Origin of the sequence: Arthrobacter sp. AFG20, assembly GCF_002892795.1 — a bacterium.
Classification (GTDB): Bacteria; Actinomycetota; Actinomycetes; order Actinomycetales; family Micrococcaceae; genus Arthrobacter.
In genome coordinates, this window is sequence record NZ_PJMC01000003.1 from 301,119 (window position 1) to 325,448 (window position 24,330).

Annotated in this window: 21 protein-coding genes; 19 read left to right on the forward strand and 2 right to left on the reverse strand. The window is 67.6% G+C overall.

The window, feature by feature from the left end; translation table 11 throughout:
- The first annotated feature begins 179 nt into the window (after positions 1 to 179).
- The 11 genes from CXZ05_RS05050 to CXZ05_RS05100 all read left to right on the forward strand — a co-directional run bounded on the left by CXZ05_RS05050 (position 180) and on the right by CXZ05_RS05100 (position 13,555).
- Entirely contained in the window at positions 180 to 650 is a 471-nt protein-coding gene (locus CXZ05_RS05050) for a hypothetical protein (RefSeq protein WP_258006452.1), read from the forward strand.
- 93 nt (positions 651 to 743) lie between these two features.
- Positions 744 to 1,592 carry a PhzF family phenazine biosynthesis protein gene (locus CXZ05_RS05055; protein ID WP_102971504.1) on the forward strand — a complete coding sequence of 283 codons (849 nt, stop codon included), beginning with the start codon at positions 744 to 746 and terminating at the stop codon, positions 1,590 to 1,592.
- 332 nt (positions 1,593 to 1,924) lie between these two features.
- Positions 1,925 to 2,506, forward strand: coding sequence for an AAA family ATPase (locus tag CXZ05_RS05060; RefSeq protein WP_102971505.1), 582 nt, complete (start codon positions 1,925 to 1,927; stop codon positions 2,504 to 2,506).
- A 271-nt stretch (positions 2,507 to 2,777) separates the two neighbouring features.
- A complete protein-coding gene (locus CXZ05_RS05065; protein WP_102971506.1) occupies positions 2,778 to 3,722 on the forward strand; it encodes an SRPBCC family protein in 945 nt (314 codons plus the stop codon).
- Between the two features lie 414 nt (positions 3,723 to 4,136).
- Complete coding sequence (locus CXZ05_RS05070) at positions 4,137 to 5,351, forward strand: glycosyltransferase family protein (protein ID WP_102971596.1); 1,215 nt, start codon at positions 4,137 to 4,139, stop codon at positions 5,349 to 5,351.
- Complete coding sequence (locus CXZ05_RS05075) at positions 5,338 to 6,555, forward strand: glycosyltransferase (RefSeq protein ID WP_102971507.1); 1,218 nt, start codon at positions 5,338 to 5,340, stop codon at positions 6,553 to 6,555. Before CXZ05_RS05070 ends, CXZ05_RS05075 begins: the two co-directional genes overlap by 14 nt.
- Positions 6,555 to 7,754 (forward strand): glycosyltransferase family 4 protein, encoded by a 1,200-nt coding sequence (locus CXZ05_RS05080; protein ID WP_102971508.1) that lies wholly within the window; start codon positions 6,555 to 6,557, stop codon positions 7,752 to 7,754. Before CXZ05_RS05075 ends, CXZ05_RS05080 begins: the two co-directional genes overlap by 1 nt.
- Before the next feature lie 2 nt (positions 7,755 to 7,756).
- Positions 7,757 to 9,670, forward strand: a complete 1,914-nt coding sequence (locus tag CXZ05_RS05085; RefSeq protein WP_102971509.1) for an ABC transporter ATP-binding protein — start codon at positions 7,757 to 7,759, stop codon at positions 9,668 to 9,670.
- Positions 9,667 to 10,947 carry an aminoglycoside phosphotransferase family protein gene (locus tag CXZ05_RS05090; protein WP_102971510.1) on the forward strand — a complete coding sequence of 427 codons (1,281 nt, stop codon included), beginning with the start codon at positions 9,667 to 9,669 and terminating at the stop codon, positions 10,945 to 10,947. The genes CXZ05_RS05085 and CXZ05_RS05090 overlap by 4 nt, the downstream gene beginning before the upstream one ends.
- A complete protein-coding gene (locus CXZ05_RS05095; RefSeq protein ID WP_146033052.1) occupies positions 10,944 to 12,104 on the forward strand; it encodes a phosphotransferase in 1,161 nt (386 codons plus the stop codon). The genes CXZ05_RS05090 and CXZ05_RS05095 overlap by 4 nt, the downstream gene beginning before the upstream one ends.
- Complete coding sequence (locus tag CXZ05_RS05100) at positions 12,101 to 13,555, forward strand: UDP-glucose/GDP-mannose dehydrogenase family protein (protein WP_258006453.1); 1,455 nt, start codon at positions 12,101 to 12,103, stop codon at positions 13,553 to 13,555. Before CXZ05_RS05095 ends, CXZ05_RS05100 begins: the two co-directional genes overlap by 4 nt.
- Before the next feature lie 13 nt (positions 13,556 to 13,568).
- Here CXZ05_RS05100 and CXZ05_RS05105 read toward each other — a convergent pair whose 3' ends face one another.
- Both CXZ05_RS05105 and CXZ05_RS05110 read right to left on the reverse strand, forming a co-directional pair.
- Positions 13,569 to 13,775 carry a hypothetical protein gene (locus CXZ05_RS05105; RefSeq protein WP_102971511.1) on the reverse strand — a complete coding sequence of 69 codons (207 nt, stop codon included), beginning with the start codon at positions 13,773 to 13,775 and terminating at the stop codon, positions 13,569 to 13,571.
- A gap of 230 nt (positions 13,776 to 14,005) precedes the next feature.
- On the reverse strand, positions 14,006 to 16,024 hold the full coding sequence (locus tag CXZ05_RS05110) for a rhamnogalacturonan lyase (protein ID WP_102971512.1): 2,019 nt from the start codon (positions 16,022 to 16,024) through the stop codon (positions 14,006 to 14,008).
- A 274-nt stretch (positions 16,025 to 16,298) separates the two neighbouring features.
- On the opposite strand from CXZ05_RS05110, the gene CXZ05_RS05115 reads away from it, so the two are divergent.
- From CXZ05_RS05115 to CXZ05_RS05150, 8 genes are all read left to right on the forward strand, one after another.
- The gene (locus CXZ05_RS05115) at positions 16,299 to 16,613 is read left to right on the forward strand and encodes a helix-turn-helix transcriptional regulator (RefSeq protein WP_102971513.1); all 315 of its coding nucleotides are present in this window, start codon (positions 16,299 to 16,301) and stop codon (positions 16,611 to 16,613) included.
- Positions 16,610 to 17,023, forward strand: coding sequence for an SRPBCC domain-containing protein (locus CXZ05_RS05120; RefSeq protein WP_102971514.1), 414 nt, complete (start codon positions 16,610 to 16,612; stop codon positions 17,021 to 17,023). The genes CXZ05_RS05115 and CXZ05_RS05120 overlap by 4 nt, the downstream gene beginning before the upstream one ends.
- Positions 17,024 to 17,282: 259 nt before the next feature.
- Positions 17,283 to 18,083, forward strand: a complete 801-nt coding sequence (locus CXZ05_RS05125; RefSeq protein WP_102971515.1) for a hydroxypyruvate isomerase family protein — start codon at positions 17,283 to 17,285, stop codon at positions 18,081 to 18,083.
- 52 nt (positions 18,084 to 18,135) lie between these two features.
- Complete coding sequence (locus CXZ05_RS05130) at positions 18,136 to 19,014, forward strand: 2-hydroxy-3-oxopropionate reductase (RefSeq protein WP_102971516.1); 879 nt, start codon at positions 18,136 to 18,138, stop codon at positions 19,012 to 19,014.
- A gap of 206 nt (positions 19,015 to 19,220) precedes the next feature.
- Entirely contained in the window at positions 19,221 to 20,999 is a 1,779-nt protein-coding gene (gene gcl / locus CXZ05_RS05135; RefSeq protein WP_102971517.1) for a glyoxylate carboligase, read from the forward strand.
- Between the two features lie 71 nt (positions 21,000 to 21,070).
- On the forward strand, positions 21,071 to 22,282 hold the full coding sequence (locus CXZ05_RS05140) for a glycerate kinase (protein ID WP_102971518.1): 1,212 nt from the start codon (positions 21,071 to 21,073) through the stop codon (positions 22,280 to 22,282).
- Positions 22,275 to 23,618, forward strand: a complete 1,344-nt coding sequence (gene allB / locus CXZ05_RS05145; RefSeq protein ID WP_102971519.1) for an allantoinase AllB — start codon at positions 22,275 to 22,277, stop codon at positions 23,616 to 23,618. The genes CXZ05_RS05140 and allB overlap by 8 nt, the downstream gene beginning before the upstream one ends.
- Before the next feature lie 10 nt (positions 23,619 to 23,628).
- Positions 23,629 to 24,270: a winged helix-turn-helix domain-containing protein gene (locus CXZ05_RS05150; protein WP_102971520.1), complete on the forward strand. Its 642-nt coding sequence runs from the start codon at positions 23,629 to 23,631 to the stop codon at positions 24,268 to 24,270.
- Positions 24,271 to 24,330: the final 60 nt, after the last annotated feature.

Genomic DNA, 24,330 nt, shown 5'->3' on the forward strand with positions numbered 1-24,330 from the left:
GCAGGTCCACCCTCGCAGCAGGTCCTCGAACTGATCGGAAGGCCAGTTTACGTCCGGCGGCTTGGGGCAGCCTGTAGGGGCTTGGGGCAGCCTGTAGGCTGGGGCCATCGCCGGAATTCCGGAAACGCGGCAGTTGAACACCGCGAATGAAAACCGCAAATTGAAGAATGGGGACTTCATTGAGCGATCAGCAGTTGGGCTTTCGCGAGCCCGGAAACATTGGGCCAGTAAACGTACCGCAGGCTGTCCGGCTCGCGGCCGCCTGCTGGGTGGCCAGCGCCGTGGTGGCCGGCATGATGCCTGTCATCCTGGAGGTGGCCGGCATCGACTTCGGCCAGTCGATACCGGACTGGGCCGTGCCCTATCTCGTGGCGTTCGCCGTTCCGCTGACGGCCCTGCAGGTACTGGCGGCCCAGCATTTGCTGCACGGCGCACGCTGGGCCCGCATCCTCCTGACCGTCGCCGCCGCCCTGTCGGCGCTCGGCGCACCGGTCGACCTCACCGCTTTGATCCTTGCCGGCCTGGTGCTGACGCTGGCGGGTGCCACGCTGATGTGGCTGCCCGCGTCCAACCGGTTCTTTCTGCTCCGCCGCGTTCCTGCCGATCCGGTATCTGCTGTTGCGGCCAACACGGCAGGGCCACTTTCCTGAATTGGCTCTGGTGGTTGTCCGGCAGGCTGCCTACCGTGGTTGGGGACTCCACCTGAGTTCCGGCCGACGTTGAATCTCCAGAGAAAGGCCAGCATGCCCGCCACCGTTAACGAGTACCCCTTCTCGCAGGTCGACGTCTTTGCCCCCGGGCCCAGGCCCGGCAACCCGGTCGCCGTCGTCCATGGCGCCGACGGCCTGTCCGACGCGCAAATGCAAAGTTTCGCCAACTGGACCAACCTCTCGGAAACCACGTTCCTGCTGAAGCCGACGCAGCCGGAGGCGGACTACCGGCTGCGGATCTTCACGCCGGCGTCCGAGCTTCCCTTCGCCGGCCACCCGACGCTCGGCTCCGCGCATGCGTGGCTGGAGAACGGCGGCCAGCCGCAGCGCCCGGGAGAACTCGTGCAGGAATGCGGGGTGGGGCTCGTCAAGATCAGCCAAACGGCCGGCGAACACTTCTTCGAGGCCCCGCCGCTGCGCCGTTCCGGTCCGGTGGAAGCCGAGGTGCTGGAGCAGGCCATCGCCAGCCTCGGCATCACGCCCGAGCAGGTCCTGGACAGCAACTGGGTGGATAACGGCCCGGGCTGGCTCGGCATCCGGCTGGCCTCGGCCCGGCAGGTGCTGGATCTGACGCCGGACTTCGTGGCCATGGGGAAGCTGAACGTCGGCGTCATCGGCGCTTACGGGGACGGCGGCCCGGCGGACTTCGAGGTGCGCGGCTTCGTTCCCGGCCTCGCAGTCCCCGAAGACCCGGTCACCGGCAGCCTGAACGCAGGCCTTGCGCAGTGGCTCATCGGCTCAGGTATGGCGGACGGCGACTACACCGTCAGCCAGGGCACTGTCCTGGGCCGCGACGGCCGGCTGACCATCACGACTGAAGGCGACAGCATCTGGGTCGGCGGCACCAGCCGTACCGTCATCCGGGGCAGCGTCTCCCTGTAATTCCATTCCCGGTTGGAACAAGAACTGCCGGGGACGGGCGGTGCCCCATTGAACCTGCCCGTCCCAGTCCGTGGCGTCTCTTGGCTGATCTTCATATAGGTCTCTTGCGGGGCCGCGGCGCTTCTGCACGGCCCCTGGGAAATACTGTGCCCCGGCAGGCTCAAGCCTGGCGCAACATTCCGGCAGGATCGCCGCAAGATCCTGCGGGTGCCGCTGTCGGCCGATCAGGCTGTCTGCCAGCTTCAGAACTGGGCAACAACGTGAGGTTCCCCTCAAAGCCGAAACACCGGCCGGCCCCGAGCCGTTGGACAGGGGAGACGGAAGGAGGCCACATGATCATTGTTCTGACAGGAATCGACGGTTCAGGAAAAACCACGGCGGCCCGTTCCCTGGTTGGGGCGGCGCGGGCGGAGGGCAGCAGCGCACTTTTACTGAGCAACTATGCAGGCCGGCGGCGCATGTCCCTGCTCGGCGCCAGGCTCGGCATCCACCTGCCTGCCCCGCTGGCCGACGCGGCGGAAACCACCATGCGGGTATTCAACGTGCTGGTGTCCGCTGTCCGGGCAACCCGCTTCGAGGGGCTGGTTGTCATGGACCGCCACCTCCACTGCCAGCTGGCACTGCGCGAGACAAGGGGCCTGCGCCGGGGACGCCTTCTCCCCTGGTTGCTCCGGACTCTGCCGGCCCCGGACCTGGTCCTCCACCTGGACGTGAATCCCGAAGCGGCGCACCGGCGGATCCTGGCGCGCGGGACAGATAAGGAGTCACTGGCCGAACTGACCGCCCTCCGGAACGCCTACCGTGCACTTCCCGAGTATCCGGGCATGGTGAAGATCGACGCCGGCGGCCCGCCTGCCGATGTGCTCGCCAGGCTGATCGACGCGCTCCATTCGCAACGGCAACTCAAGGTTTAGTCAAGAATTCCCGAAACGGCCGAATACGCCTTCCCGGAAGTCCATCCGGCTGTACATTAGTGCCAGCTCTCCTCTTTCCCCCCAAATCGGAGCGCTGGAAGCCTCCGCGCTGGAGTCCTTTGATTCGCGCGGAGGCTTCCCCTTTTCACCCGTGCAACCACGGTCCGGGCACTGACTGCTCTGGCCACGCTTCGACGTCGACGATATAGTAAGCAAGCTGATGACTTCGGATTCCGGACCATCATCTGTTCACTTCGACGAAGGAGACACTATGAGCACGAGGGTTGAGAAGCGCATTCTGGTGAACGTGCCGGTCAGCACGGCATACAACCAGTGGACCCAGTTCGAGGACTTCCCGCACTTTATGGGCGGCGTCAAAAAAGTGACCCAACTCAGCGACGACCGCCTCGAATGGGTCGCCGAGATCGCGGGCGTGAAGCGCAAGTGGGAGGCGAGGATCCTCGAGCAGCAGCCGGACCAGAAGGTTGCCTGGGCGGCCACTGAGGGGGCCACCAACGCCGGCTCGGTGGAGTTTGAAGACGTGGGCGGCGGCCAGACCTCCATCAAGCTGTTCATCGACTACGAACCCGAAGGGATCGTAGAGAAGATCGGCGACAAGCTGCACGTCGTGGAGCACCAGGCCGAGGCCGACCTCAAGAGGTTCAAGGCGTTCATCGAGGACGAAGGCTACGCCAGCGGCGCCTGGCGGGGCTCGGTCAACGAGGGCGGCTCGGTGGGCACCCCGGGCGTTGAGCACGCTGCCGGATCGCTTGGCGACAGCGGCAAGGCCGGCGTCTCCGGCAAGATGGCGGCAGCTGCCGGAGTGGCCGCCGCAGCAGGCGCGGCGGCGGCAGTCGCAGCGGGAGGCAAGGACAAGGACACCGACGCTGTGTATGTCGTCGACGAAACCGTCACCCCTGTGGTGCCGGAGTACACCGAACCCACACTCGTCACCGACACGACCGATACCCCGGGCTTCGCCGGCGGGACAGCAGCGGACACCGTTACGGGCACGTCTGCGGCCGGCACCGGTTCGGCACTGACGGACGAGACCGTCGCCCATCCCTTCGACCAGACCAACGGCCTGATTGACGACGAAGGGGACTCGGACGAGACCATTGCCAGCGATACAAGAAGCGCCGCCGACCGGGCCGAAAGGGACGACCGCGGCCCCGGCACGGTCCCGCCCCTTGGCGGCACCTCCGGCCAGCACTAAACGCGGCCTCCACTGAGAACGCCAGCGCCGCCGTCGAGCGTTAATCAGACGGCGGACCGGCGGAAAGTCAAAAACGACGGCGGGACAACCCGCCGTCGTTTTTGTCCATTTAAGTGCCCTAAATGCACCCGTCGTTTGAACGCTATATTTTGAGCATTGACCTCTGCCGCGCGCAGTGGCAACGTGGGACTCACCTTGTCTCCCCCAGCGCCGGGGGCATGCACAACCTTTACCTTGCCCGATGTGTGCGCCGGGCAAGGACAAGCCGATACATCGATAGTTTCGGCAGCGATATTCCGCACCCGGACATTTATGAGAGCTCTCCAATAATTCTCTCTTTCTCGATTAAGTCTTCTCACTGAGGCTTGCCGAACAAACATTCCCTTAAAGAACCGGCAGGCTGTGGCGGCCCACATGGAAATCCTAAGAATTGTTCTTTATTCACACGACTCGTTGGGGCTCGGTCATGTCAGACGCAATCTCGCGCTGGCCCACGCCCTGAGCAACCAGCTCCCCCTCCTGACGGGCCGCTACGTTACCGGCATCCTCATTTCCGGCACCGCACTCGCCCCCGGATTCGATCTTCCGGCCGGCTGGGACTGGGTCATCCTGCCCGGAGTGGAAAAGAGCCCAGCCGGTTATCAGCCCCGCCGCCTAACAGTGCCCATGCAGGACCTCGTTTCCCTCCGAGCCGGCCTGATCCAATCGGTGTTGGAGGGCTTCCGACCCGACCTGGTGGTGGTTGACCGCCACGCCACCGGCATCCACCGCGAACTTGAAGCCGCCCTGCGACGGGCGCGCGCGGCCGGGCCCGTCCGCACAGTTCTTGGACTCCGCGAGGTCCTGGATGAGCCTGCGGCGGCCATCGCCGAATGGGAGAAGATGGGCGGCGCGCCACTGGTCAAAGACCTGTTTGACGCCATCTGGGTTTATGGCGATCCTGCCATCCACGATCCTGTTGCTGCGGGCGAAATTCCGCATTCCTTCACCAAACTGATCCGGTACACCGGATACCTTGCGGCAGGGCGGCCGCCAGGCTCCGGGAAGCTCAGCGTGCAGCGCCCCTATTTCATGACGACCGTGGGCGGCGGCGCTGACGGGCACGCCCTGGCATCGATGGCGGCGGCGGCCGACGTGCCTGCGGGCGTGCGGCATCTGATCATCGCCGGCCCCCAGATGCCTGCGCGGCAGATCACGGACCTGCGGCGGCGCGCAGCCCCGGGTGTAAGAATTGCCGAGCGGCTCAATGACATGGTGCTTCACCTGCGCGGGGCCCAGGCCATTGTGTCCATGGGTGGTTACAACACCGTGTGCGAAATCATGAGCACCGACGTCCCTGCCCTGATTGTGCCCCGCATCCACGCCCGCTCCGAGCAGCGGATCAGGGCCGCCTCCCTGGCTTCCGCAGGTTACCTGGAATATCGCGAGATCAACACGTTGACGCCGGGCATCCTCTCCGGCTGGCTGGCCCGACGGCTGGGCACCAGGGTGGACCGGAGGCAGGCGCGGCTTGACGGGCTGGTCCGCGTGCCGCAGCTCGCGGCCGATCTCCTGCAGCCCGTGCTGCGCGGTGAGGCATCTTCAGCGGCCAGCAGCTCACGGGAAGGTGCCGCGCATGCTGCAATCTGAACCGGCTACCGCCTACATCCTGAAAATGTACCCGCGGTTCTCCGAGACGTTCATCGTCTCCGAGATTCTGGCGCGCGAGGCCGCCGGAGACAGGATTGAAATCTTCTCCCTCCGACCACCCAACGACCCCCGCTTCCATCCCGAACTGGCACGCGTCAAGGCGCCCGTGACGTATATCGCCCGGCCAAAGAGCGCCGAGCGTGTCTGGGAGACCTTCCGCGCCGCGGAAGCAGCCGGGCTCGCCCCGGCGGTGTCCCGGGTCTTCGCGGAACTGGCCACCACCGACACAAACGATGCGCTTCAGGCCATCAACCTCGCCGTCGCCCTGCAGAACCGCAACATCAGGCACCTGCACGTCCATTTCGCGTCAATCCCCACGACCGTGGCGAGGCTCGCATCGGCCATCACCGGTATTCCCTATTCCTTCACGGCCCACGCGGTGGATATTTTCGTTGAGACCGTCGACGACGATCTCCGGACCAAGTTTGTCCAGGCCCACCATGCCGTGACCATCAGCGAGTACAACCTGCGATTCCTGCGGCGCCGCTTCCCGGACGTCACCTCCCGCCTGCACCTGGTGCGAAACGGCCTGGAGCTCGACCGCTTCCCGTACCGCGACCCCCGGCCCATCGGCGCCACGGTGCGGGTGGCCGCCGTCGGACGTTTCGTGGAAAAGAAGGGATTCCAGCATCTGGTGCCGGCCGCCGCCGAGCTCGTGGCCCAGGGCGTCCCCCTGGACCTGAGAATCGCGGGAACAGGACTGCTCGCCGCACAACTGCAGTCCGCCGTCGAGCAGCTGGGGCTTGCGGACCACGTCAGACTGCTGGGGCCGCAGACCCAGGACCAGGTCCATGAGCTGCTGGATTCCTGCGACGTGTTCGTTGCTCCCTGCGTGGTGGCGGCGGACGGCAACGCAGACGGGATGCCCACGGTGCTGCTGGAGGCCATGGCCACCGGCGCGCCATGCATCTCCACTGCCGTGACCGGCATCCCTGAGGTGGTGCACAACGGACGCACGGGAATCCTGACCCCGCCCGGCGATCCGCACCTGCTCGCACAGGCCATCCGCCGCATGAGCGCTCCGTCAATGAACAGGGTGTCCCTGGCGCGCAATGCCCGTGCACTGATCGAACGGGACTACGACGTGCGGCACCAGGCGGAGATGCTCCGTGCCCTGGCGCCCGTGGCAAGGAAGGTGGCGTGATGCGCGTCGCCTATGTGTGTGCCGACCCGGGAGTCCCCGTCTTCGGCACCAAGGGATCATCAGTCCATGTGCAGGAGATCGTTCGGGCTTGGCGCCGGGCCGGGGCCGATGTCACGGTTTACTGCACCCGTGCCGGGACCGACCGGCCGGCGGACCTGGCCTGGCTGCCCGTCGTCGAAATCCCGCCTCACCGCGCTGAGAGGGCCGGCGCGGCTTCCGGGGCCGGGCCGGCTTCCGGGGAGGAGCGGGAGCGTGCCATCGAGGAGGCAGCAGTGGCCCTGGCGGAGACGGTGGTCCGGGACGGATGCGACGTGGTCTATGAGCGCTACTCGCTCTTCAGCCCGGCCCTGGCCATGGCCGCCGGAGCCCTGCGGGTCCCGGGGGTGCTGGAGGTCAACGCGCCGTTGATCGAGGAACAGCAGCAGTACCGGCAGCTGTTCGACCGCCGTCTGGCAGAGGCCATACTCCAGCGCAACGCCCTGGCCGCGGACACCGTGGCCGCTGTCTCGGAGCCCGTGGTGCGGTGGGTTGAGCGCCGGGTGCCGGGTGCCAAAACGCTGCTGGCACCCAACGGCGTGAACACGGAACGGATCGGTCCCCGGCCGCGCGGCCGCCGCCACCCGCGCCGACTGACCGTGGGATTCGTGGGCACACTGAAACCCTGGCACGGTGTTCCCGCCCTGCTCACGGCGGTGGCGCTGGCCAACGCCTCGGCGGACACTGACGGACGGTGGACCGTAAAGATTATTGGCGACGGTCCCGGCAGGCAGGACCTCGAACGGGCGGCAGCCGGGCTGGGCGTGGAGACCGAATTTACAGGTGCCGTGGCTCCGGATTCCGTGCCCGGACTGCTGCATGAGTGCGATGCCGCGGCCGCACCATACCCGCAGCCGGTGCGCGGCCGGGAAGACTACTTTTCGCCGCTGAAGGTCTACGAGTACCTGGCCGCCGGCATGCCGATCGTGGCCACGGCGGTGGGCCAGATACCGTCCATCCTGGAAGACGGACGCACAGGCCTGCTCGTTGCGCCGGGCGATGCGTCAGCTTTCGCCGCTGCGCTTCTTCGCCTTGGTGCGGACACCGTCCTGCGTGAGCGCCTGGGCATCCAGGCGAGGGCCGCCGCCGTCGGGCTTTACAGCTGGGACGGCGTGCTGTCCCGCATCACCGCGGCGCTGCCCGGCCGCCAGGAGGTGGCCTGACCATGACCGCGTACGACCACCGAGCGCAGCCGTCAGGGCAGAAAGCGGCCGCCGGGCGGAAGCCTGCGGGACCGTCCAGGCGGCGGGGGCGGAACCCCGCCCGGCCGCCAAAGCCGGATTCCGGGTTGCGGCGCACACTGCGCAGTGTGCGCCCGCATCTCCAGGGCCACCGCGTCCTCATGGTGGGCGGATTCGTCGGGCTCACGTTCGACGTGGCTTTCCGCCTGGTGGAACCTTGGCCCCTCAAGGTGGTGATCGACGCCGTCTCCCGCTCGCTGGGCGCCACGCTGCACAAACCCGGTCCCACCATGGACGCCAGCATCCAGACTCTCATCCTGTGCGGGGCGGCGGTGGTGGCCATCAGTATTGGGCGCGCCATCTCCAACTACTGGTCCGCGGTCTGCTTCGCCCTCATCGGCTCGAGGGTCGCCGCTGACCTGAGGGCACGGGCCTTCCGCCACGTGCAGGGCTTGTCCATGCGCCACCACACCCGGGCGTCCACTGGGGACACCGTCCAGCGCCTGGTGGGCGATGTGACCCGCCTGCAGGACGTTGCCATCACCGCCGGGCTGCCGCTCCTGGGCAACCTGGCCACCCTGGTGGCGATGACCGGCATCCTGCTTTGGCTGGATCCCCTGCTCTCCCTGGTGGTGGTCCTGGCCGCCGGCGTCTTCGTGCTCCTTTCCCGCGCCAGCTCAGGCCCCATCACGGCGGCGGCCGGCAATTCCCGAAGGGGGGAAGGGCACCTGGCCACGACGGCGGCGCAGACTTTGGGTGCCATCCGCGAGGTCCAGGCTTATGGACTGGAGGACACCATTAGTTCCGGCTTCCGCAGCAGTAACCAGGCAACCTTGGGAACGGGCATTGTGGCGCTGCGGCTCGCCGCCGGCCTCGAGCGGCGCACGGACGTGCTGATCGGCATCGCGACGGCCGTGGTGTTGGCTGGCGGCGGCTGGCGGGTCATGGAGCACGTGATCACACCGGGTGACCTGGTGATATTCCTGATGTACCTCAAGACGGGCATGAAACCGCTCAAGGACGTGGCGAAACAGATTGGCCGGATCGCGCGTGCCACGGCCTCCGGCGAGCGCGTGGCGGACCTGCTGGAAGCCCAGACGGACCTGCCGGAGTCCGCCCATGCCCGCCGCCTGGACAACAGGGACCCTGACATCGTGATTGATGACGTGTCCGCGGGCCACGGCGATGGAATGGTGCTGCACGGGATCCACCTCACCATCCCGGCCGGTGAGCACGTGGCCATCCTTGGCCCGTCCGGCGCCGGAAAGTCCACCCTGGCCAGCCTGATCCTGCGCATGATCGATCCCGCCAAGGGGTCGGTCAGGGTGGGCGGCGAGGACCTGCGGGACCTCAAAATCGCATCCGTGCGGTCGCACGTGTCCATCCTGCTGCAGGACTCCGTGCTGTTCGGTGCATCCGTCCGGGACAACATCCGGTTCGGCAGGCTGGACGCCACGGACCAGGAGATTGAGGAGGCTGCAGCTCTGGCCCAGGCCGGCGACTTCATCCGTGCCCTGCCGAACGGCTACGACACAGTGCTGGGCGAAGCGGCGAAGGACCTGTCCGGCGGCCAGCGGCAGCGGATCGCCATTGCCCGTGCCATCCTCCGGCGGGCCCCGATCGTGATCCTCGACGAAGCGACGGCGGGCCTGGACGCCGCCTCCCGGGATTCCGTCCTGCATGCCCTCACCGCCCTGACCCGCGAACGGACCTCCATCACGATCACCCACGATCCCCACTCCGCCCGTTCCTGCGACCGCATCGTGTGGCTCGAAAACGGCAGGATTGTGGAGGATGGACGCCCGGAGGAGCTCCTGCGGGATCCCGGGTCCAGGTTCGCCCGCTGGATGGATGACGAGGACCCCAGCCTGCCAGAAGAAAAGCTGGAAGTGCCATGACCGGGGCAGAATCAGCGTTCAGGGATCCGGACCTCTCCCTGGCCGGCCGCGATGATGCGCTTCCCGGCCTTCCCTACCTGCTGGACGACGCCCGGCTGTCCTCGCTGCTCGGCGAAACCGTCCGCGTGACCCGGGTCCGCTATAAACCTCGCACCTCCTTGCTGGTGGCATTCCGGTGCATCCGCAACAACGCCTTCGCCTACGGCTGGGCCATGACCCGGACCCGTGCCGGCAACGCCAAGCTCCTGCGGCGGGAACTCACCTCGCGGTCCCGCGGCGGAGGCATCCGGGTCCTGCGCCCCGATCCGCGGCAGGACGACAATCTGGTGGCAGTGGGCGGCGTCGAGGACGACTGGGTCCTCTACAGAAACCTGCTCTGGCTGCGCGAACAGGGTATGGAACGGCTCGGCCTCCCGCAGCCGGGCAGTACGCTGGCCGGAGCAGGGAGTGCACTACGGTACAAACCCGAGCGCCGACTGGTCCTCTTCGTCCAGAACTCCGGCGCACCGGTGGTCATCAAGATCGCCGCCACGCCGGCTGACGCCAAACAGGAGGCCCATTTCCTGGAACGGCTGAACCTGCACGGTGTTCCGCACCTCCCCCAGCTGGGCGACGCCGAATGCCTGGGGCACGGCATCACGGCCTGCGCGGCCTGGGGCGGCGGCGACCTTGCAGGCCTCGACGACGACTCCGGAGCGGTGAACGCGGGGGAAGCACTGGCAAGGCTACATGGCATACCCCCCGGCGGATTTACGGAAGGGCAGGACGTCTGGCGGGACCACATCGCGGCGCAGATGCAGGCCACACGGTCCATGGTTGCGTTGCTGCTTCCCGCACTGGCGGAGCCGGCCAGGCGGGTCGAATCCGAGCTCCGCGGCCGCCTGCTGGCGGGCGGCGCGGCGGCCGAGTACGTCCTGGTGCACGGGGACTTCTCCGCTGACCAGGTGCTGGTGGGAGGCTCGGAGGTGCGCCTCATAGATTTCGACCGGGCGCGCACCGGGGTGGCTGAGGCTGACCTGGGATCGTTCGCTGCCGCCGAGGAAGCCGTCCGTGCCAGTGCTTCCGCGGTGCCGGCGGGAGGCGCGGGAGGCCCGAAAACCGCACGGCTCAACGAGGGCTACGCCAGGGCGGGCGGGAAGTTTACCGAAGCCGGCGTGGACGCCTGGGCGGCCTACCGGCTCTACAACAGCAGCGTCGACCCCTTCCGTGACCGGTCCCCGGAATGGGCCGCCGACATGTCCTGGCATCTACGCCGGGCCAAGGACCTGATCTCATGAACTGGCATCCTCCCGTACCCCGCCGTGTGACCGACCCCGCGGGAAAAGAGTGGCTGGTGAGCCGTTCGTGGCCCGGCATTTCGGCAGGCCGGTACGTCCTCGAAGTGCAGTCGCCCGACCATCCCGGGGTGCTGGGCGGGTTCTTCCGCGAAGGCCGGTTTGTCCCGGTAGGCGCGGACGACTCAAAGTTGCCTGCGCTCGCCCTCGAGTCGGCCAAGGGCGAAACCGTGGTCCACCGCGCCCACAAGCGGGCAGTCCTGCGTGCCGGTGACACCTACATCAAAGTGTTCCGGCCTGAACAGGCGCCTGCGGCGGCCACAAACCACCTGTTGGCCACCGCACCCCTGGCCGGCGGCCCCTTCAGGACACCGGTGATGACCTCAGCCCGGCCGGATGTCCAGGTCTTCAGCCGCCTGGCCGGGCGGTCGTATCATGACCTCGGCCAGGACCAGGCCACCGTCCCGGACCGTTTCTTTGCCGGCATGTGGGCTGACTGGTCGCAGGCCTGGACGGAATCTGTCGCCAGCGGCTCCGCTTTCCGCGCCAGCCTGGAGCAGCTTCCCCTGCACGATGCCGAGGAGGAACTGGTCAAGGTGCGGAGGTGGATCGATCACTGGCTGCTCCACAGCCAAGGGATCCCCGAGGCTGAGCAGGGACGCAATGCGCTCCTGGCACATGCCGACGCCGTCACGGCCGGTCTTCTGGGCGGGCCCCGCGATCCCCTCGGGTGGGCGCACGGAGACCTGCACGACAAGCAAATACTGGGCAGCGACAACACCGGAGCGCCGGGGCTGCTGGATTTCGATGAGGCCTGCAGGGCCGAGGCCGCTCTGGACCTGGCCAATCTGGACGTGCACCTGGAACTGCGCCGGAGGCAAAATCTCCTTAGTGAGCAGCGGTTTGTAATCGCCCATGCGAGTATCGTCTCGGCGGCCCGCCGCCTGCACGTCAGCCCGGTACGGTTCGAGGCGTATGCCGCTTCCGCCCGGCTGCGGCTGGCCTGCATATACTCCTTCCGCCCTCCGTGGGGATCCTGGGCAGTGAGATACCTGACATCAATGGACCTGGTTTCGCCGGAGCTGCGTCGACCACCCGAATGCGGAGCGCCGCGGCGCGAACCTCTCCCGCTATTGAGCACAGAGCCGAGCCTGACATGAGCAATTCGCCAGGGGGAGATTACGTCGCCCCGTCCGTCCCGCCGTCGTCGGGTGTAGGTCCGGCTGGCCTTTCCCTGTCCGTCATCGGAACCGGGTACCTTGGCACCACGCACGCCGTCTGCATGGCGCTGCTGGGGCACCGCGTGGTGGGGATCGACGTCGACGGCGACAAGATCAACTCCCTCTCCAGCGGAACGCTGCCGTTCTACGAACCGGGACTGCAGGAACTGCTCCGCCGGATGCTGGAGAGCGGCAGGCTGAGCTTCACCGCCGACTTCTCCGCCGCAGCGGGCGCAGATGTCCATTTCGTGAGCGTCGGCACCCCGCAGATGCCCGATTCGCCGGCCGCCGACCTCCGCTTCCTGGACGCCGCCCTTGCCCTGCTGGCACCGCATCTGGACAGGCACTGCCTCGTGGCCGGCAAATCCACCGTGCCCATCGGCACCGCCGAGCGGCTGGCCGCGTTCCTCCGGTCAAGCTCGCCCGCGGGCCCCCAGGCGGAGCTGGCCTGGAACCCGGAATTCCTCCGCGAAGGGCACGCCGTCGAGGACACCCTGCACCCGGACCGGCTCGTGTTCGGTGTTGCGTCCGAGTGGGCCCGGGATCGGCTGGCAGCCTGCTACGCGCCGATCATCGCCCGGGGAACGCCGGTGGTGGTCACCGACCCCGCCACCGCCGAACTGGTCAAGGCCGCGGCCAACTCGTTCCTGGCCACCAAAATCTCCTACATCAACGCGATGGCCGAAATCTGCGAAGCCACCGGCGCCGACGTCACCCAGCTCGCCGCAGCCCTCTCCTACGACAACCGGATCGGCGGCCGCTTCCTCACACCCGGCCTCGGCTTCGGCGGCGGCTGCCTGCCCAAAGACATCCGCGCCTTCACCCACCGCGCCAAAGAACTCGGCGTCGGACAGGCCGTGGGCTTCCTGCAGGAAGTGGACGCCATCAACCAGCGCCGCCGCCAGCGCACCGTGGACCTCATCACCGAAATGGCCTGCGGGGACCTGGCCGGCGTGCACGTCACCGTCCTCGGCGCCGCCTTCAAACCCGACTCGGACGATATCCGGGACGCCCCGGCCCTGGACGTGGCCCGCATGCTCCACCAGGCCGGAGCCAAGGTCACGGTCTACGACCCCAAAGCCATGGACAACGCCCGGCGCAGCTACCCCGACCTCGCCTACGCCGAAAGCCTGGAAGCCGCCGTCACCGGCGCGGAGATCGTGGCCCTCCTGACCGAGTGGGACCTCTTCCGCCAAGCCGACCCCGCCACACTGGGTGCCTTGGTGCAGCGGCGGAACATCGTGGACGGCCGGCACGCACTCGATGCCGATGCCTACCGCGCCGCCGGCTGGGACTACCGCGCCCTCGGCGCACCCAACCGGCTGCCGGCGCGGGTTCCGGAAGGACAGGCTTCATTCGCCGCAGACGCGCATGTGCCTGAGCGCGTGTAGCGGGGCCGGTCTGTCAGAGTGCGGGGTCCGGCGTTCCGGCTGACTTGTTGCGGGTTTCCATCAGGTGCAGCTGCAGTTTCGCTTCTGCTTCCCGGCGCCGTTTGGCCTGCTCGCGCATCTTTCGCGTTGCCTCGGAACCTTCGGAGTGGATCAGCCCGACCGTTCGGTTGTGGGGAGCGCCACCGCCGGAGGGTGCCGCCGCCATAAGTTCTTCGCTCATGCCCAATGGTCACATGGGCGTGATCTTGCGGGAAGAGCCGTGACCGGATCGCAATCTGGCGGCATTTGTAAGGGCCGGCGGCGCTTGGGAAGGCACCCCGGGCTCGTAAGGATGGCTCTCCGGGGCTCTGCCGTCGGCCCCACCTTTATTTTACGAGCCCGGAGCCCCGTCAAACAGGGGTTTTTTTCGCTTCCTGTGTTCGCTGGTCGGGCACTACCGCTGCGCGGGCACTACCGCTGCGCGGCCACGTAGCTGATGGACGGCATGACCGGAATTTCCATGCCCTCGCCGATGAAGAAGCCCGGGTGCGGAGGCTGGTTGTAGGCCACGTTTTCGCGGGCCACGGACGTCCGGTACACGGGGTCGTGCATCAGGGTGCGGAGCCGCATCCCGGTCGGTGCAGTGGTGGTGTAGATCCGCAGCTCGGTGCTGTCGGCGGACGGCCAGGCCAGCTCCTCGCGCCAGTCACCCAGCAGGTCGGCCTGCAGCGACGGGTTGCCCTTGGTGGTGTTGTTGCTGCGCGCACCCGTGGCCGTCAGGAGCCTGTCGCTGGACTCGGTTTCCCAGTTCCACTTCGAGATGGTGGGCACGCCGGTGGAGGTCGCGGCGTCGTAGTCGTGGTCGACGATCTCCCGCAGCGGATCGCCGTCCCACCAGGCCAGGAAGTTGGCGGCCGGGATGTTTTCCGAGATCAATTCGCCCTTGGCAGACCTGAGCTCCCCGACGGGTGAATTCCAGGCGGCGGTTCCGCCGACGGCCCAGCCTTCGGCGCCTGCATAGCGCGGATCGATGTCGCCCGCAGCGCCGCGGCCCGTGTCCCTTGTTGCCGGGATGCTCCAGAGAATCTCACCTGTGGCGGCGTCCCGGAAGGTGGCGCCGCGGTTCCCGCTCTGGCCCATGCTCTCGTGCACGGCGAAAGTTTCCAGTCCTGGTCGGGACGGATCCAGGTCCGAGGTGTGGATGGCGTCGCCGTGGCCAAGCTTGGTGTTGTAGAGCGGCTTGCCGTCGTCGTCAATGGTCAAGGAACCGAACACGAACTCGTCCTTGCCATCCTGATCCACGTCCGCCACGGACAGGTTGTGGTTGCCCTGGCCGCGGTATTCAGCTCCGGCCTCGTCAGAGTCGAACTTCCAGCGCTTCACGAGCTTGCGGTCCACCAGGTCATAAGTGACCAGGGCGGTGCGGGTGTAGTAGCCGCGGCTGAACATCAGAGACGGGTGTTCGCCGTCCAGGTAGGCCACGCCGGCGAGGAAGCGGTCCACGCGGTTGCCGTAGGAGTCGCCCCAGCCGGCGACGCTTCCCCGGCCCGGCTCATAGGCGACCGTGTCCACGGCGGCGCCCGTCCCGCCGTCGAACACGCTAAGGAACTCCGGCCCGGACAGCACGTAGCCCGAGCTGTTGCGGTAGTCAGCGGCGGCGTCGCCGATCACCGTACCGGCGCCGTCCTTGGTGCCGTCCGCCGTCTTCATCGCCACTTCGGCCTTGCCGTCGCCGTCGAAGTCGTACGCCAGCACCTGGGTGTAGTGCGCGCCGGCGCGGATGTTGTGACCCAGGTCGATGCGCCACAGCTTGGTGCCGTCCGTCCTGTACGCATCCACGTAAACGTTGCCCGTGTAGCCTGCCTGCGAGTTGTCCTTGGCGTTCGAGGGCGCCCACGACTGGATGATCTCGTACTTGCCGTCCCCGTCCAGGTCCGCGACGCTCGCGTCATTGGCGGAGTAGGTGTACGGCTTGCCGTCCTTGGTGACGCCGTCGGCCGGCTTGTCCAGCTTGATGGCGAGGTAGTTCTGGGCCAGCGGCGTGAACTCGGCCGTGAGCTTGTCCTGCCCGTTGCCGTTGCCCACCGCCTTGATCACGTACCTGGACGACGCCGTTCCCTCCGGATCGACGTAGGTGGTGGTGTTGCGGATGGGCTCGTCCGTGATCTGCACGCCGTCGCGGATCACGTGGAAGCCGATGCTGTCGCTGTCCAGGCCAAGCATGCGCCAGCCCAGCGTGACGCCATGGTCCATGAGGACGGCCACCGGGGCGCGGTCCAGGTTTTCCATCCGGCGCTTCAGGCCCTGGGCTTGTTGCGCTGCTGCGGCTCCGGCTTCGGCCGGGGCCTGTCTAACTGGTGCAGCCTGGCTGAGCGGGACGCCGGTGAACGCCAGCGCGGCGGCGGTCAATGAGGCTGCAGCCGCTACGGATGGGGCCTTCCGGGTTCTGCGTTTTGCCTTGATGGTGGAGCGATTGTCGGGGTATGCCAAAGAACATCTCCTTTGATGCGGGCGGCACGGGTTGGCCACCCCTGGTCGGTTTTGTATCGTTTCATTCAAATGTCGAATACACTCTCCGCATGTTCGGCAGGGAGTGTGGTCCGGATGCGAAGAAAGCGCTTTCCGCACCTAAGGTCTATCAGGGTTGGCAGAGCCCGGTCAAGGCTCAGGCGGACCTCCGCCTACGCCTGGCTGCTCCACGGGCGGCAGGGCCCGCGCGGGTACGAGTCTTTCATTTCGGAAATTTCCGACATATCCTGCCAAGGTGCTTCCTGACATCTTCGGCGCCCTGGCCAACCCGGCGCGGCGCACCATCCTCGACGAGCTCCGGAACGGGCCGCGGACAGCGGGCGACCTCACGGGCTTGCTCGAGCAGAGCCGCTCTGCTGCGTCGGAGCACCTCGCCGTGCTCCGCGAGGCCGGACTCGTCCGGGAAGAGCGGCGCGGGAGGCACCGGGTGTACCACCTTGAGGCCGCCGGCCTGGCCGAGGTAGGCGGGTGGCTAAAGCATTACGAGCACTACTGGAACCGGCGCCTCGACGCGCTGGGCGATCTACTGGACGAGGAGAACCCAACATGACCGACAACACGATCCGCCTCACGCGCCACTTCCCGCACCCGCCCGAGGCAGTCTGGAAGGCGCTCACCACGCCCGACCTGCTCGCACGCTGGTGGGCGCCCGGTGATATCGCCCCCACGGTTGGACATCGCTTCACCCTGGACATGGGCGCGTGGGGCACCCAGCAGTGCGAAGTCCTGAGCGTCGACCCCGGCGCCTCGATCAGCTTCCTGTTTGCCGAAGGCGCCCTGGACACCACCGTCACCTGGACGCTTGAGACCGTCGAGGACGGCACCGTGCTGCACCTCGAGCACACCGGATTCCAGCTGGACACTCCGATGGGCCGGCAGGCCTTCGACGGCATGGGCAATGGCTGGCCCGGCGTGCTGTCCCGGATCGACGGCGTCCTGGTCGGGGCGCCGCGAGCGTAACGCCCCAGGGCAAGATACAGACCGCAAACATCAGGACGGGCCGGCACCTCGAGTGCCGGCCCGTCCTGCGCTTCCGCGAGGCTCCAGAGCTGCGTCATCGCCAACGTCGTCCATTCACCCCAACCGCTCCCCTTGACTCCCCGACCACCCTTTCCCTACACTTTTCATAAAGCAGAATCTAAATTCCACAAAGCGGAAACGGTAGAACAACCGAGAAGCAGGGAAGATAGATCAAAGCCCTCCCCCGGAAGGACCTACGATGACGTACACAGTGAACTGCTCCATCCTGCTGACGGAGCTGCCCCTGCTCGAGCGCCCCGCAGCCGCGAAAGCGGCGGGTTTTGACGCCGTCGAGTTCTGGTGGCCCTTTGAGAGCTCAGTCCCTTCCGACGTCGAGACCACGGCCTTCGAGCGCGCCATCACCGACGCCGGCGTCCAGCTCTCCGGCCTGAACTTCAACGCCGGCAACATGCCGGGCGGTGACCGCGGCCTGGTGTCCTGGAAGGGACGCTGCTCCGAGTTCAAGGACAACATCGACGTCGTCGCCGGCATTGGTGAGCGCCTCGGCTGCACGGCCTTCAACGCCCTCTACGGCAACCGCCAGGAGGAATTCAGCCCGGAGGAGCAGGACGAACTGGCGGCCAGGAACCTGGCCGCGGCCGCCGAGGGCGTTGCCCGCATCGGCGGCACCGTCCTCCTCGAACCCGTCAGCGGTGCCCCACGGTACCCGCTCCTCAAGGCCCAGGATGCGCTCGACGTGATCGCCCGGGTCAAGGCGGAATCCGGCGCGCAGAACATCAAGCTGCTCGCGGACTTCTACCACCTGGCGGTCAACGGGGACGACGTCGCCGCCGTCATCGAGAACCACGCCAAGGACTTCGGCCACATCCAGATTGCCGACAACCCCGGCCGCGGGGCTCCCGGAACCGGCGAGCTTCCCCTCGGCGAGTGGATCGCCCGCAGCCGCGAGCTCGGCTACGACGGCTACATCGGCCTCGAATACAAGGAACCGCAGGAAACCGCCTTCAGCTGGGCGATCCGCGAACACGCCGCCAGCTAGCGGTTTCGCTCCCCCACCCGCACCACCCAAAGACTTCAGAAAGAGAACCATCATGAGCAACGTTGCAGTTATCGGACTCGGAATCATGGGCCTGCCCATGGCCATCAACCTGGTCAAGGCCGGCCACACCGTCACCGGCTTCAACCGCAGCCAGGACAAGATCGACAAGCTCGTCTCCGAAGGCGGCAAGGGCGCCTCCAGCATCGCCGACGCCGTCAAGGATGCCGACGTCGTCGTCACCATGGTGCCGGACTCCCCCGATGTCGAAGGCGTCGTCAGCGGCAAGGACGGCGTCTTCGCCAACGCCAAGCAGGGCACCCTGTGGATCGACGCATCCAGCATCCGCCCCGACGTCGCCAAGCGCCTGTCCGACGACGCCAAGGCAGCCGGCATCCGCCCGCTCGATGCCCCCGTCTCCGGCGGCGAACAGGGCGCCATCGACGCCGTCCTGTCCATCATGGTCGGCGGCGACAAGGCAGACTTCGACGCAGCATCGGACGTCCTGAACGCAGTCGGCAAGACCATCGTCCACGTCGGCCCCTCCGGCTCCGGCCAGACCGTCAAGGCTGCCAACCAGCTGATCGTCGCCGTCAACATCGAGGTCCTCGGCGAGGCCATCGCCTTCCTTGAGGCCTACGGCGTGGACACCGACGCCGCCCTCAAGGTCCTCGGCGGCGGCCTGGCCGGCTCCAAGGTCCTCGACCAGAAGGGCCAGAAGATGCTGGACCGCAACTTCGACCCCGGCTTCCGTCTGGCCCTGCACCACAAGGACCTGGGCATCGTCACCTCCGCGGCCCGCGAAGCCAACGTCTCCATCCCGCTCGGCGCCGTCGTCGCCCAGCTCGTCGCCGCCACCGTCAACCAGGGCGACGGCGGCCTGGACCACTCGGGACTCTTCAAGCAGGTCCTGCAGCTCTCTGGTCGAAAGTAACCCAGACCGGGAGTAACAGCCCGCCTCCCCCGGAGTTTTTGTCCAGATAATCGGCCCTGAGGGACCTTTAGCGGCCATTATCTGGACAAAAACTCCCACCAACAGCAGAACTTGAGATCCGCCGTCGTACATAACGACGGCGGCTCCCCCGGTACACCCAAATTCAGCCCAGCAGGGCTAAAACAATGACTTTCAAGGAGCACACCATGACCAAGATGCGCACCGTAGACGCTGCCATCGCCATCCTGGAAAAGGAGGGCGCCACCGAGGCGTTCGGCCTGCCGGGTGCGGCGATCAACCCGTTCTACTCCGCCATGCGGGCCCACGGCGGCATCCGCCACACCCTGGCCCGCCACGTTGAAGGCGCCAGCCACATGGCCGACGGCTATTCCCGCGCGGCAGACGGCAACATCGGCATCTGCATCGGCACTTCCGGCCCCGCCGGCACCGACATGATCACCGGCCTGTACGCCGCCTGGGCCGACTCCATCCCCATGCTCTGCATCACCGGCCAGGCCCCCGTGGCCAAGCTGCACAAGGAAGACTTCCAGGCCGTGGACATCGAATCCATCGCCAAGCCCGTCACCAAGATGGCCATGACCATCCTGGAGCCCGGCCAGGTTCCCGGCGCCTTCCAGAAGGCCTTCCAGCTGATGCGCTCCGGCCGCCCCGGCCCGGTCCTGCTGGACCTGCCGATCGACGTGCAGATGACCGAGATCGAATTCGACATCGACACCTACGAGCCGCTGCCCGTCGAAAAGCCCAAGGCCTCCCGCAAGCAGCTGGAGAAGGCCCTGGACATGCTGACGGCAGGCGAGCGCCCGCTGATCGTGGCCGGCGGCGGCATCATCAACGCCGGCGCCTCCGCGCAGCTGGTCGAACTGGCCGAGCTGCTGAATGTTCCCGTCATCCCCACCCTGATGGGCTGGGGCGCCATCCCGGACGACCACGAGCTGATGGCCGGCATGGTGGGCCTGCAGACCAGCCACCGCTACGGCAACGAGTCTTTCCTGCGCAGCGACTTCGTGATCGGCATCGGCAACCGCTGGGCCAACCGCCACACCGGCGGCCTGGACACCTACACGGCGGGCCGCAAGTTCGTGCACATCGACATCGAACCCACCCAGATCGGCCGCGTGTTCTCCCCGGACTTCGGCATCGCCTCCGACGCCGGCGCCGCCCTGGACGGACTGCTGGAGCTGGCCCGCGAGCGCCAGGCCGCCGGTACCCTGCCGGACTACAAGGCATGGGTTGCCGAGTGCGCCGAGCGCAAGGCCACCCTGCACCGCAAGACACACTTCGACAACGTGCCGATCAAGCCGCAGCGCGTGTACGAGGAGATGAACAAGGCGTTCGGCAAGGACACCACCTATGTGTCCACCATCGGCCTGTCGCAGATCGCCGGCGCCCAGATGCTGCACGTGTTCGGCGCCCGCAGGTGGATCAACGCCGGCCAGGCGGGCCCGCTGGGCTGGACCGCCCCGGCCGCCCTCGGCGTCGTTCGCGGCAAGCCGGGCGAGACCGTGGTGGCGCTGTCCGGCGACTACGACTTCCAGTTCATGATCGAGGAGCTGGCCGTGGGTGCGCAGTTTAACCTGCCGTACATCCACGTGGTGGTGAACAACTCCTACCTGGGCCTGATCCGCCAGTCGCAGCGCGGCTTCAACATGGAGCAGAACGTGTCCCTGGGCTTCGACAACATCAACTCCCCCGAGACCGAGGGCTACGGCGTGGACCACATCAAGGTGGCCGAGGGCCTGGGCTGCAAGGCCATCCGGGTGACCAGCCCGGAGGACATGCCGGCCGCGTTCGACAAGGCCAAGGCGCTGATGGGCGAGTTCCAGGTTCCCGTGGTGGTTGAAGTGATCCTGGAAAAGGTCACCAACATCTCCATGGGCCTCGAAATCAACGCGGTGAACGAGTTCGAGGAGCTGGCCACCACCGCAGCCGACGCCCCCACCGCCATCCTGGCCCTGCAGGACTAATCCCCTGCGGGACTGACAACCTGCGGGACTCTAAACCAGCCGCACCGAAAAGTACCGAAGATAGGCAAGCAATGCGCATCGTGATCGCGCCGGACAAGTTCAAGGGCTCACTCTCCGCCCCGGACGTCGCCCGGCACCTTGAAGAAGGGCTCCGGAAGGGCTCCGCCACAGCGGCCGGCCCCGGCACCCTTGAGGTACTGGGCGCCCTTGAGGTACTGCGGATTCCCGTGGCCGACGGCGGCGAGGGCACCCTCGACGCCGCCGTCGGCTCCGGCTTCACCCGCCGCCGCGCCGTAGTCAGCGGCCCCACCGGGCAGCCGCTGACAGCGGAGTTTGCGGTCCGCGGCCGGGAGGCCGTGATCGAAATGGCCACGGCTTCCGGCCTCGCCGTCCTCCCCGGGTACGACGGCGGGCGGCCGGGTTCCGCTTCTGCCCGGGCTGCCAGCAGCCTCGGCACCGGCGAGCTGATCCGCGCGGCGCTCGACGCCGGCTGCCGCCAGATCATCCTGGGCGTCGGCGGCAGCGCCAACACCGACGGCGGCGCGGGCGTGCTGCAGGGACTCGGCGCCCGGCTGCTCGGCGCCGCCGGCAACGAACTCCCCCTCGGCGGCGCCGCCCTGGCGGACCTGGCGGCCATCGACTTCTCCGGCTTCGACACCCGGCTGGAGGAATCCCGCTTCATCCTCGCGAGCGACGTGGACAACCCGCTGCTCGGACCCGAAGGCGCGGCGGCCATCTTCGGACCGCAGAAGGGCGCCACCGCCGCCGACGTCGGCGAACTGGACGCCGCCCTCGCCAACTTCGTCCAGGTCCTCGCCGCGGAGATCGGGCCGCGCGCGGTCAAGGCCGCCAGCGCACCGGGCGCCGGAGCGGCCGGCGGCGTCGGCTACGCTGCCATCGCGGCACTGGCGGCTTCACGCCGGCCGGGCATCGACGTCGTGCTTGAATTCACCCGGCTGGCAGAGCGGCTGGCCGGAGCGGACCTGGTGATCACGGGCGAAGGCAGCCTGGACGAACAGAGCCTGCTGGGCAAGACGCCCATGGGCGTTGCCCGGGCAGCCGCCGGGGCCGGCGTGCCGGTGCTCGCCGTCTGCGGCCGCACCACGCTGACTCCGGAACAGCAGCAGAATTCCGGTTTCCGGCAGGTCTACCCTCTGACCGCGCTGGAAAGCAGTGTAGAGATATGTATAGCTGAAGCAGGCAGACTGCTTGAAGAATTGGGTCAGCACATCGGCGTGCACCTGACCGACAGTGCTTACACGAAGGAGCCCCTGAATGTCTGAAGAACGCTTTGACCTGGTCATCCGGGGCCGGCGCATCCTCACCACCGCCGGGATCGCGGCCCGTGAAGTGGGCGTCCGCGGCGGCAAGATCGTCGCCCTCGAACCGCTGGGCAACGGCCTCGCCGGGGCCGAGGTCATCGAACTGGCCGACGACGAAACCCTGATCCCCGGCCTGGTGGACACCCACGTCCATGTCAACGAGCCCGGCCGCACCGAGTGGGAGGGCTTCGCCTCCGCCACCCGCGCCGCAGCCGCCGGCGGCGTTACCACCATCATCGACATGCCGCTGAACTCCATCCCGCCCACCACCAACGTGGACGGCCTCAAGCTCAAGCGCGAGGTGGCCGAGGACCAGGCCTTCGTGGACGTCGGATTCTGGGGCGGCGCCATCCCCGGCAACAAGGCCGACCTGCGCCCGCTGCACGACGAGGGCGTCTTCGGCTTCAAGTGCTTCCTGCTGCACTCTGGCGTGGACGAGTTCCCGCACCTGGAGGCGGACGAGATGGAGGAGGACATGCGCGAGCTGAAGTCCTTCGACTCGCTCATGATCGTCCACGCCGAGGACTCGCACGCCATCGACCACGCACCCCACCCCGGCGGCGCCCACTATTCCACCTTCCTGGCCTCCCGCCCCCGCGGCGCCGAGAACAAGGCAATCGCCGAGGTGATCGAACGCGCCCGCTGGACCGGCGCCCGCGCCCACATCCTGCACCTCTCGTCGTCGGACGCGCTGCCCATGATCGCCTCGGCAAAGCGCGACGGCGTGCACCTCACCGTGGAGACCTGCCCGCACTACCTCACGCTCATGGCCGAGGAAATCCCCGACGGCGCCACCGCATACAAGTGCTGCCCGCCCATCCGCGAGGCCTCCAACCGCGAGCTCCTCTGGCAGGGCCTGCAGGACGGCACCATCGACTGCATCGTCTCCGACCACTCCCCCTCGACCCTGGACCTGAAGGACCTCGAAAACGGCGACTTCGCCGTGGCCTGGGGCGGCGTCTCCTCGCTGCAGCTGGGCCTGTCCCTGATCTGGACCGAGGCCCGGCACCGCGGCATCCCGCTGGAACAGGTGGTCTCCTGGATGGCCGAGAAGCCGGCCGCCCTGGCCCGCCTCTCCAACAAGGGCCAGCTGGCCCTGGGCTACGATGCCGACTTCTCCGTCTTCGCCCAGGACGAGGCCTTCGTGGTGGACGTGTCCAAGCTCAAGCACAAGAACCCCATCACCCCGTACGACGGCAAGGCACTCTCCGGCGTGGTCCGCCGCACGTACCTGCGCGGCAGCGTGGTGGACGGCCAGACCCCCGGCGGCAAGCTGATCCGCCGCGGCGGCGTCTGAGGACCGCGCGGTGGCTGTGCATGCCCATTCACCGCGCGGCACTTCGGCCCCCTGGGGCGCCAAGGCCCCCGGTGCTGCCAAGGCCCACGGCCTGGCTGTCTGGGTAGCTCCCCCCGAAGGCCAGGACATCGATCCGGAGGTCCTGGCCCGGGCCGCCGAGCTGGTGCTGGCGCGGGCCCTTCAATTTGCTCCGGAGGCGGAAGTCCACTGGCCCGCCGCCGGAGCTGCAACTTCCGCCGCCGGGACGCACCCGGGCACGCCCCCAGGGGAGGGGGAACCCAGCGGTGCGCCCGACGGCGGAACCCCCGTGCCGCCGTCGGCCGGGCACGTCAGCCGGGTGGCCGTGGACCTTGCCCAGTCCGAAGTGCTGCTGGACGGCGAGCGGGTGCCGCTGACCGGCGTCGAATTCAAACTGCTGCGCTACCTGGTGGAGCACTGCTCACGGACCGTTGACCGGGAGGAGCTGCGGCTGTTCCTGGAATCGTTCGACTGCCCCGGCGCCGCGACCCGTTCCATCGACGTCTACGTGGGACGGGTGCGGCGTAAGCTGCGCGGCGGCCGGCATGCGATCGCCACGGTCCGCGGCGGCGGCTACCGCTTCATCTGCGGACCCGCAGCAACCGTGCGCGGCCCGGCGGAATACAGTATCTAGGGCTGCTGTTATCCATACAGTCCGACCAGTCATTGTGCTTGACCAGATTTTTCGCTCGAC

Coding starts and splice junctions, on each gene's coding strand:
- CXZ05_RS05085 (WP_102971509.1), top strand. CDS start 7,757: ATGACCGCGTACGACCACCGAGCGCAGCCGTCAGGGCAGAAAGCGGCC.
- gcl (WP_102971517.1), top strand. CDS start 19,221: ATGACCAAGATGCGCACCGTAGACGCTGCCATCGCCATCCTGGAAAAG.
- CXZ05_RS05065 (WP_102971506.1), top strand. CDS start 2,778: ATGAGCACGAGGGTTGAGAAGCGCATTCTGGTGAACGTGCCGGTCAGC.
- CXZ05_RS05105 (WP_102971511.1), bottom strand. CDS start 13,775: ATGAGCGAAGAACTTATGGCGGCGGCACCCTCCGGCGGTGGCGCTCCC.
- CXZ05_RS05080 (WP_102971508.1), top strand. CDS start 6,555: ATGCGCGTCGCCTATGTGTGTGCCGACCCGGGAGTCCCCGTCTTCGGC.
- CXZ05_RS05070 (WP_102971596.1), top strand. CDS start 4,137: ATGGAAATCCTAAGAATTGTTCTTTATTCACACGACTCGTTGGGGCTC.
- CXZ05_RS05130 (WP_102971516.1), top strand. CDS start 18,136: ATGAGCAACGTTGCAGTTATCGGACTCGGAATCATGGGCCTGCCCATG.
- CXZ05_RS05090 (WP_102971510.1), top strand. CDS start 9,667: ATGACCGGGGCAGAATCAGCGTTCAGGGATCCGGACCTCTCCCTGGCC.
- CXZ05_RS05125 (WP_102971515.1), top strand. CDS start 17,283: ATGACGTACACAGTGAACTGCTCCATCCTGCTGACGGAGCTGCCCCTG.
- CXZ05_RS05140 (WP_102971518.1), top strand. CDS start 21,071: ATGCGCATCGTGATCGCGCCGGACAAGTTCAAGGGCTCACTCTCCGCC.
- CXZ05_RS05100 (WP_258006453.1), top strand. CDS start 12,101: ATGAGCAATTCGCCAGGGGGAGATTACGTCGCCCCGTCCGTCCCGCCG.
- CXZ05_RS05060 (WP_102971505.1), top strand. CDS start 1,925: ATGATCATTGTTCTGACAGGAATCGACGGTTCAGGAAAAACCACGGCG.
- CXZ05_RS05075 (WP_102971507.1), top strand. CDS start 5,338: ATGCTGCAATCTGAACCGGCTACCGCCTACATCCTGAAAATGTACCCG.
- allB (WP_102971519.1), top strand. CDS start 22,275: ATGTCTGAAGAACGCTTTGACCTGGTCATCCGGGGCCGGCGCATCCTC.
- CXZ05_RS05095 (WP_146033052.1), top strand. CDS start 10,944: ATGAACTGGCATCCTCCCGTACCCCGCCGTGTGACCGACCCCGCGGGA.
- CXZ05_RS05120 (WP_102971514.1), top strand. CDS start 16,610: ATGACCGACAACACGATCCGCCTCACGCGCCACTTCCCGCACCCGCCC.
- CXZ05_RS05055 (WP_102971504.1), top strand. CDS start 744: ATGCCCGCCACCGTTAACGAGTACCCCTTCTCGCAGGTCGACGTCTTT.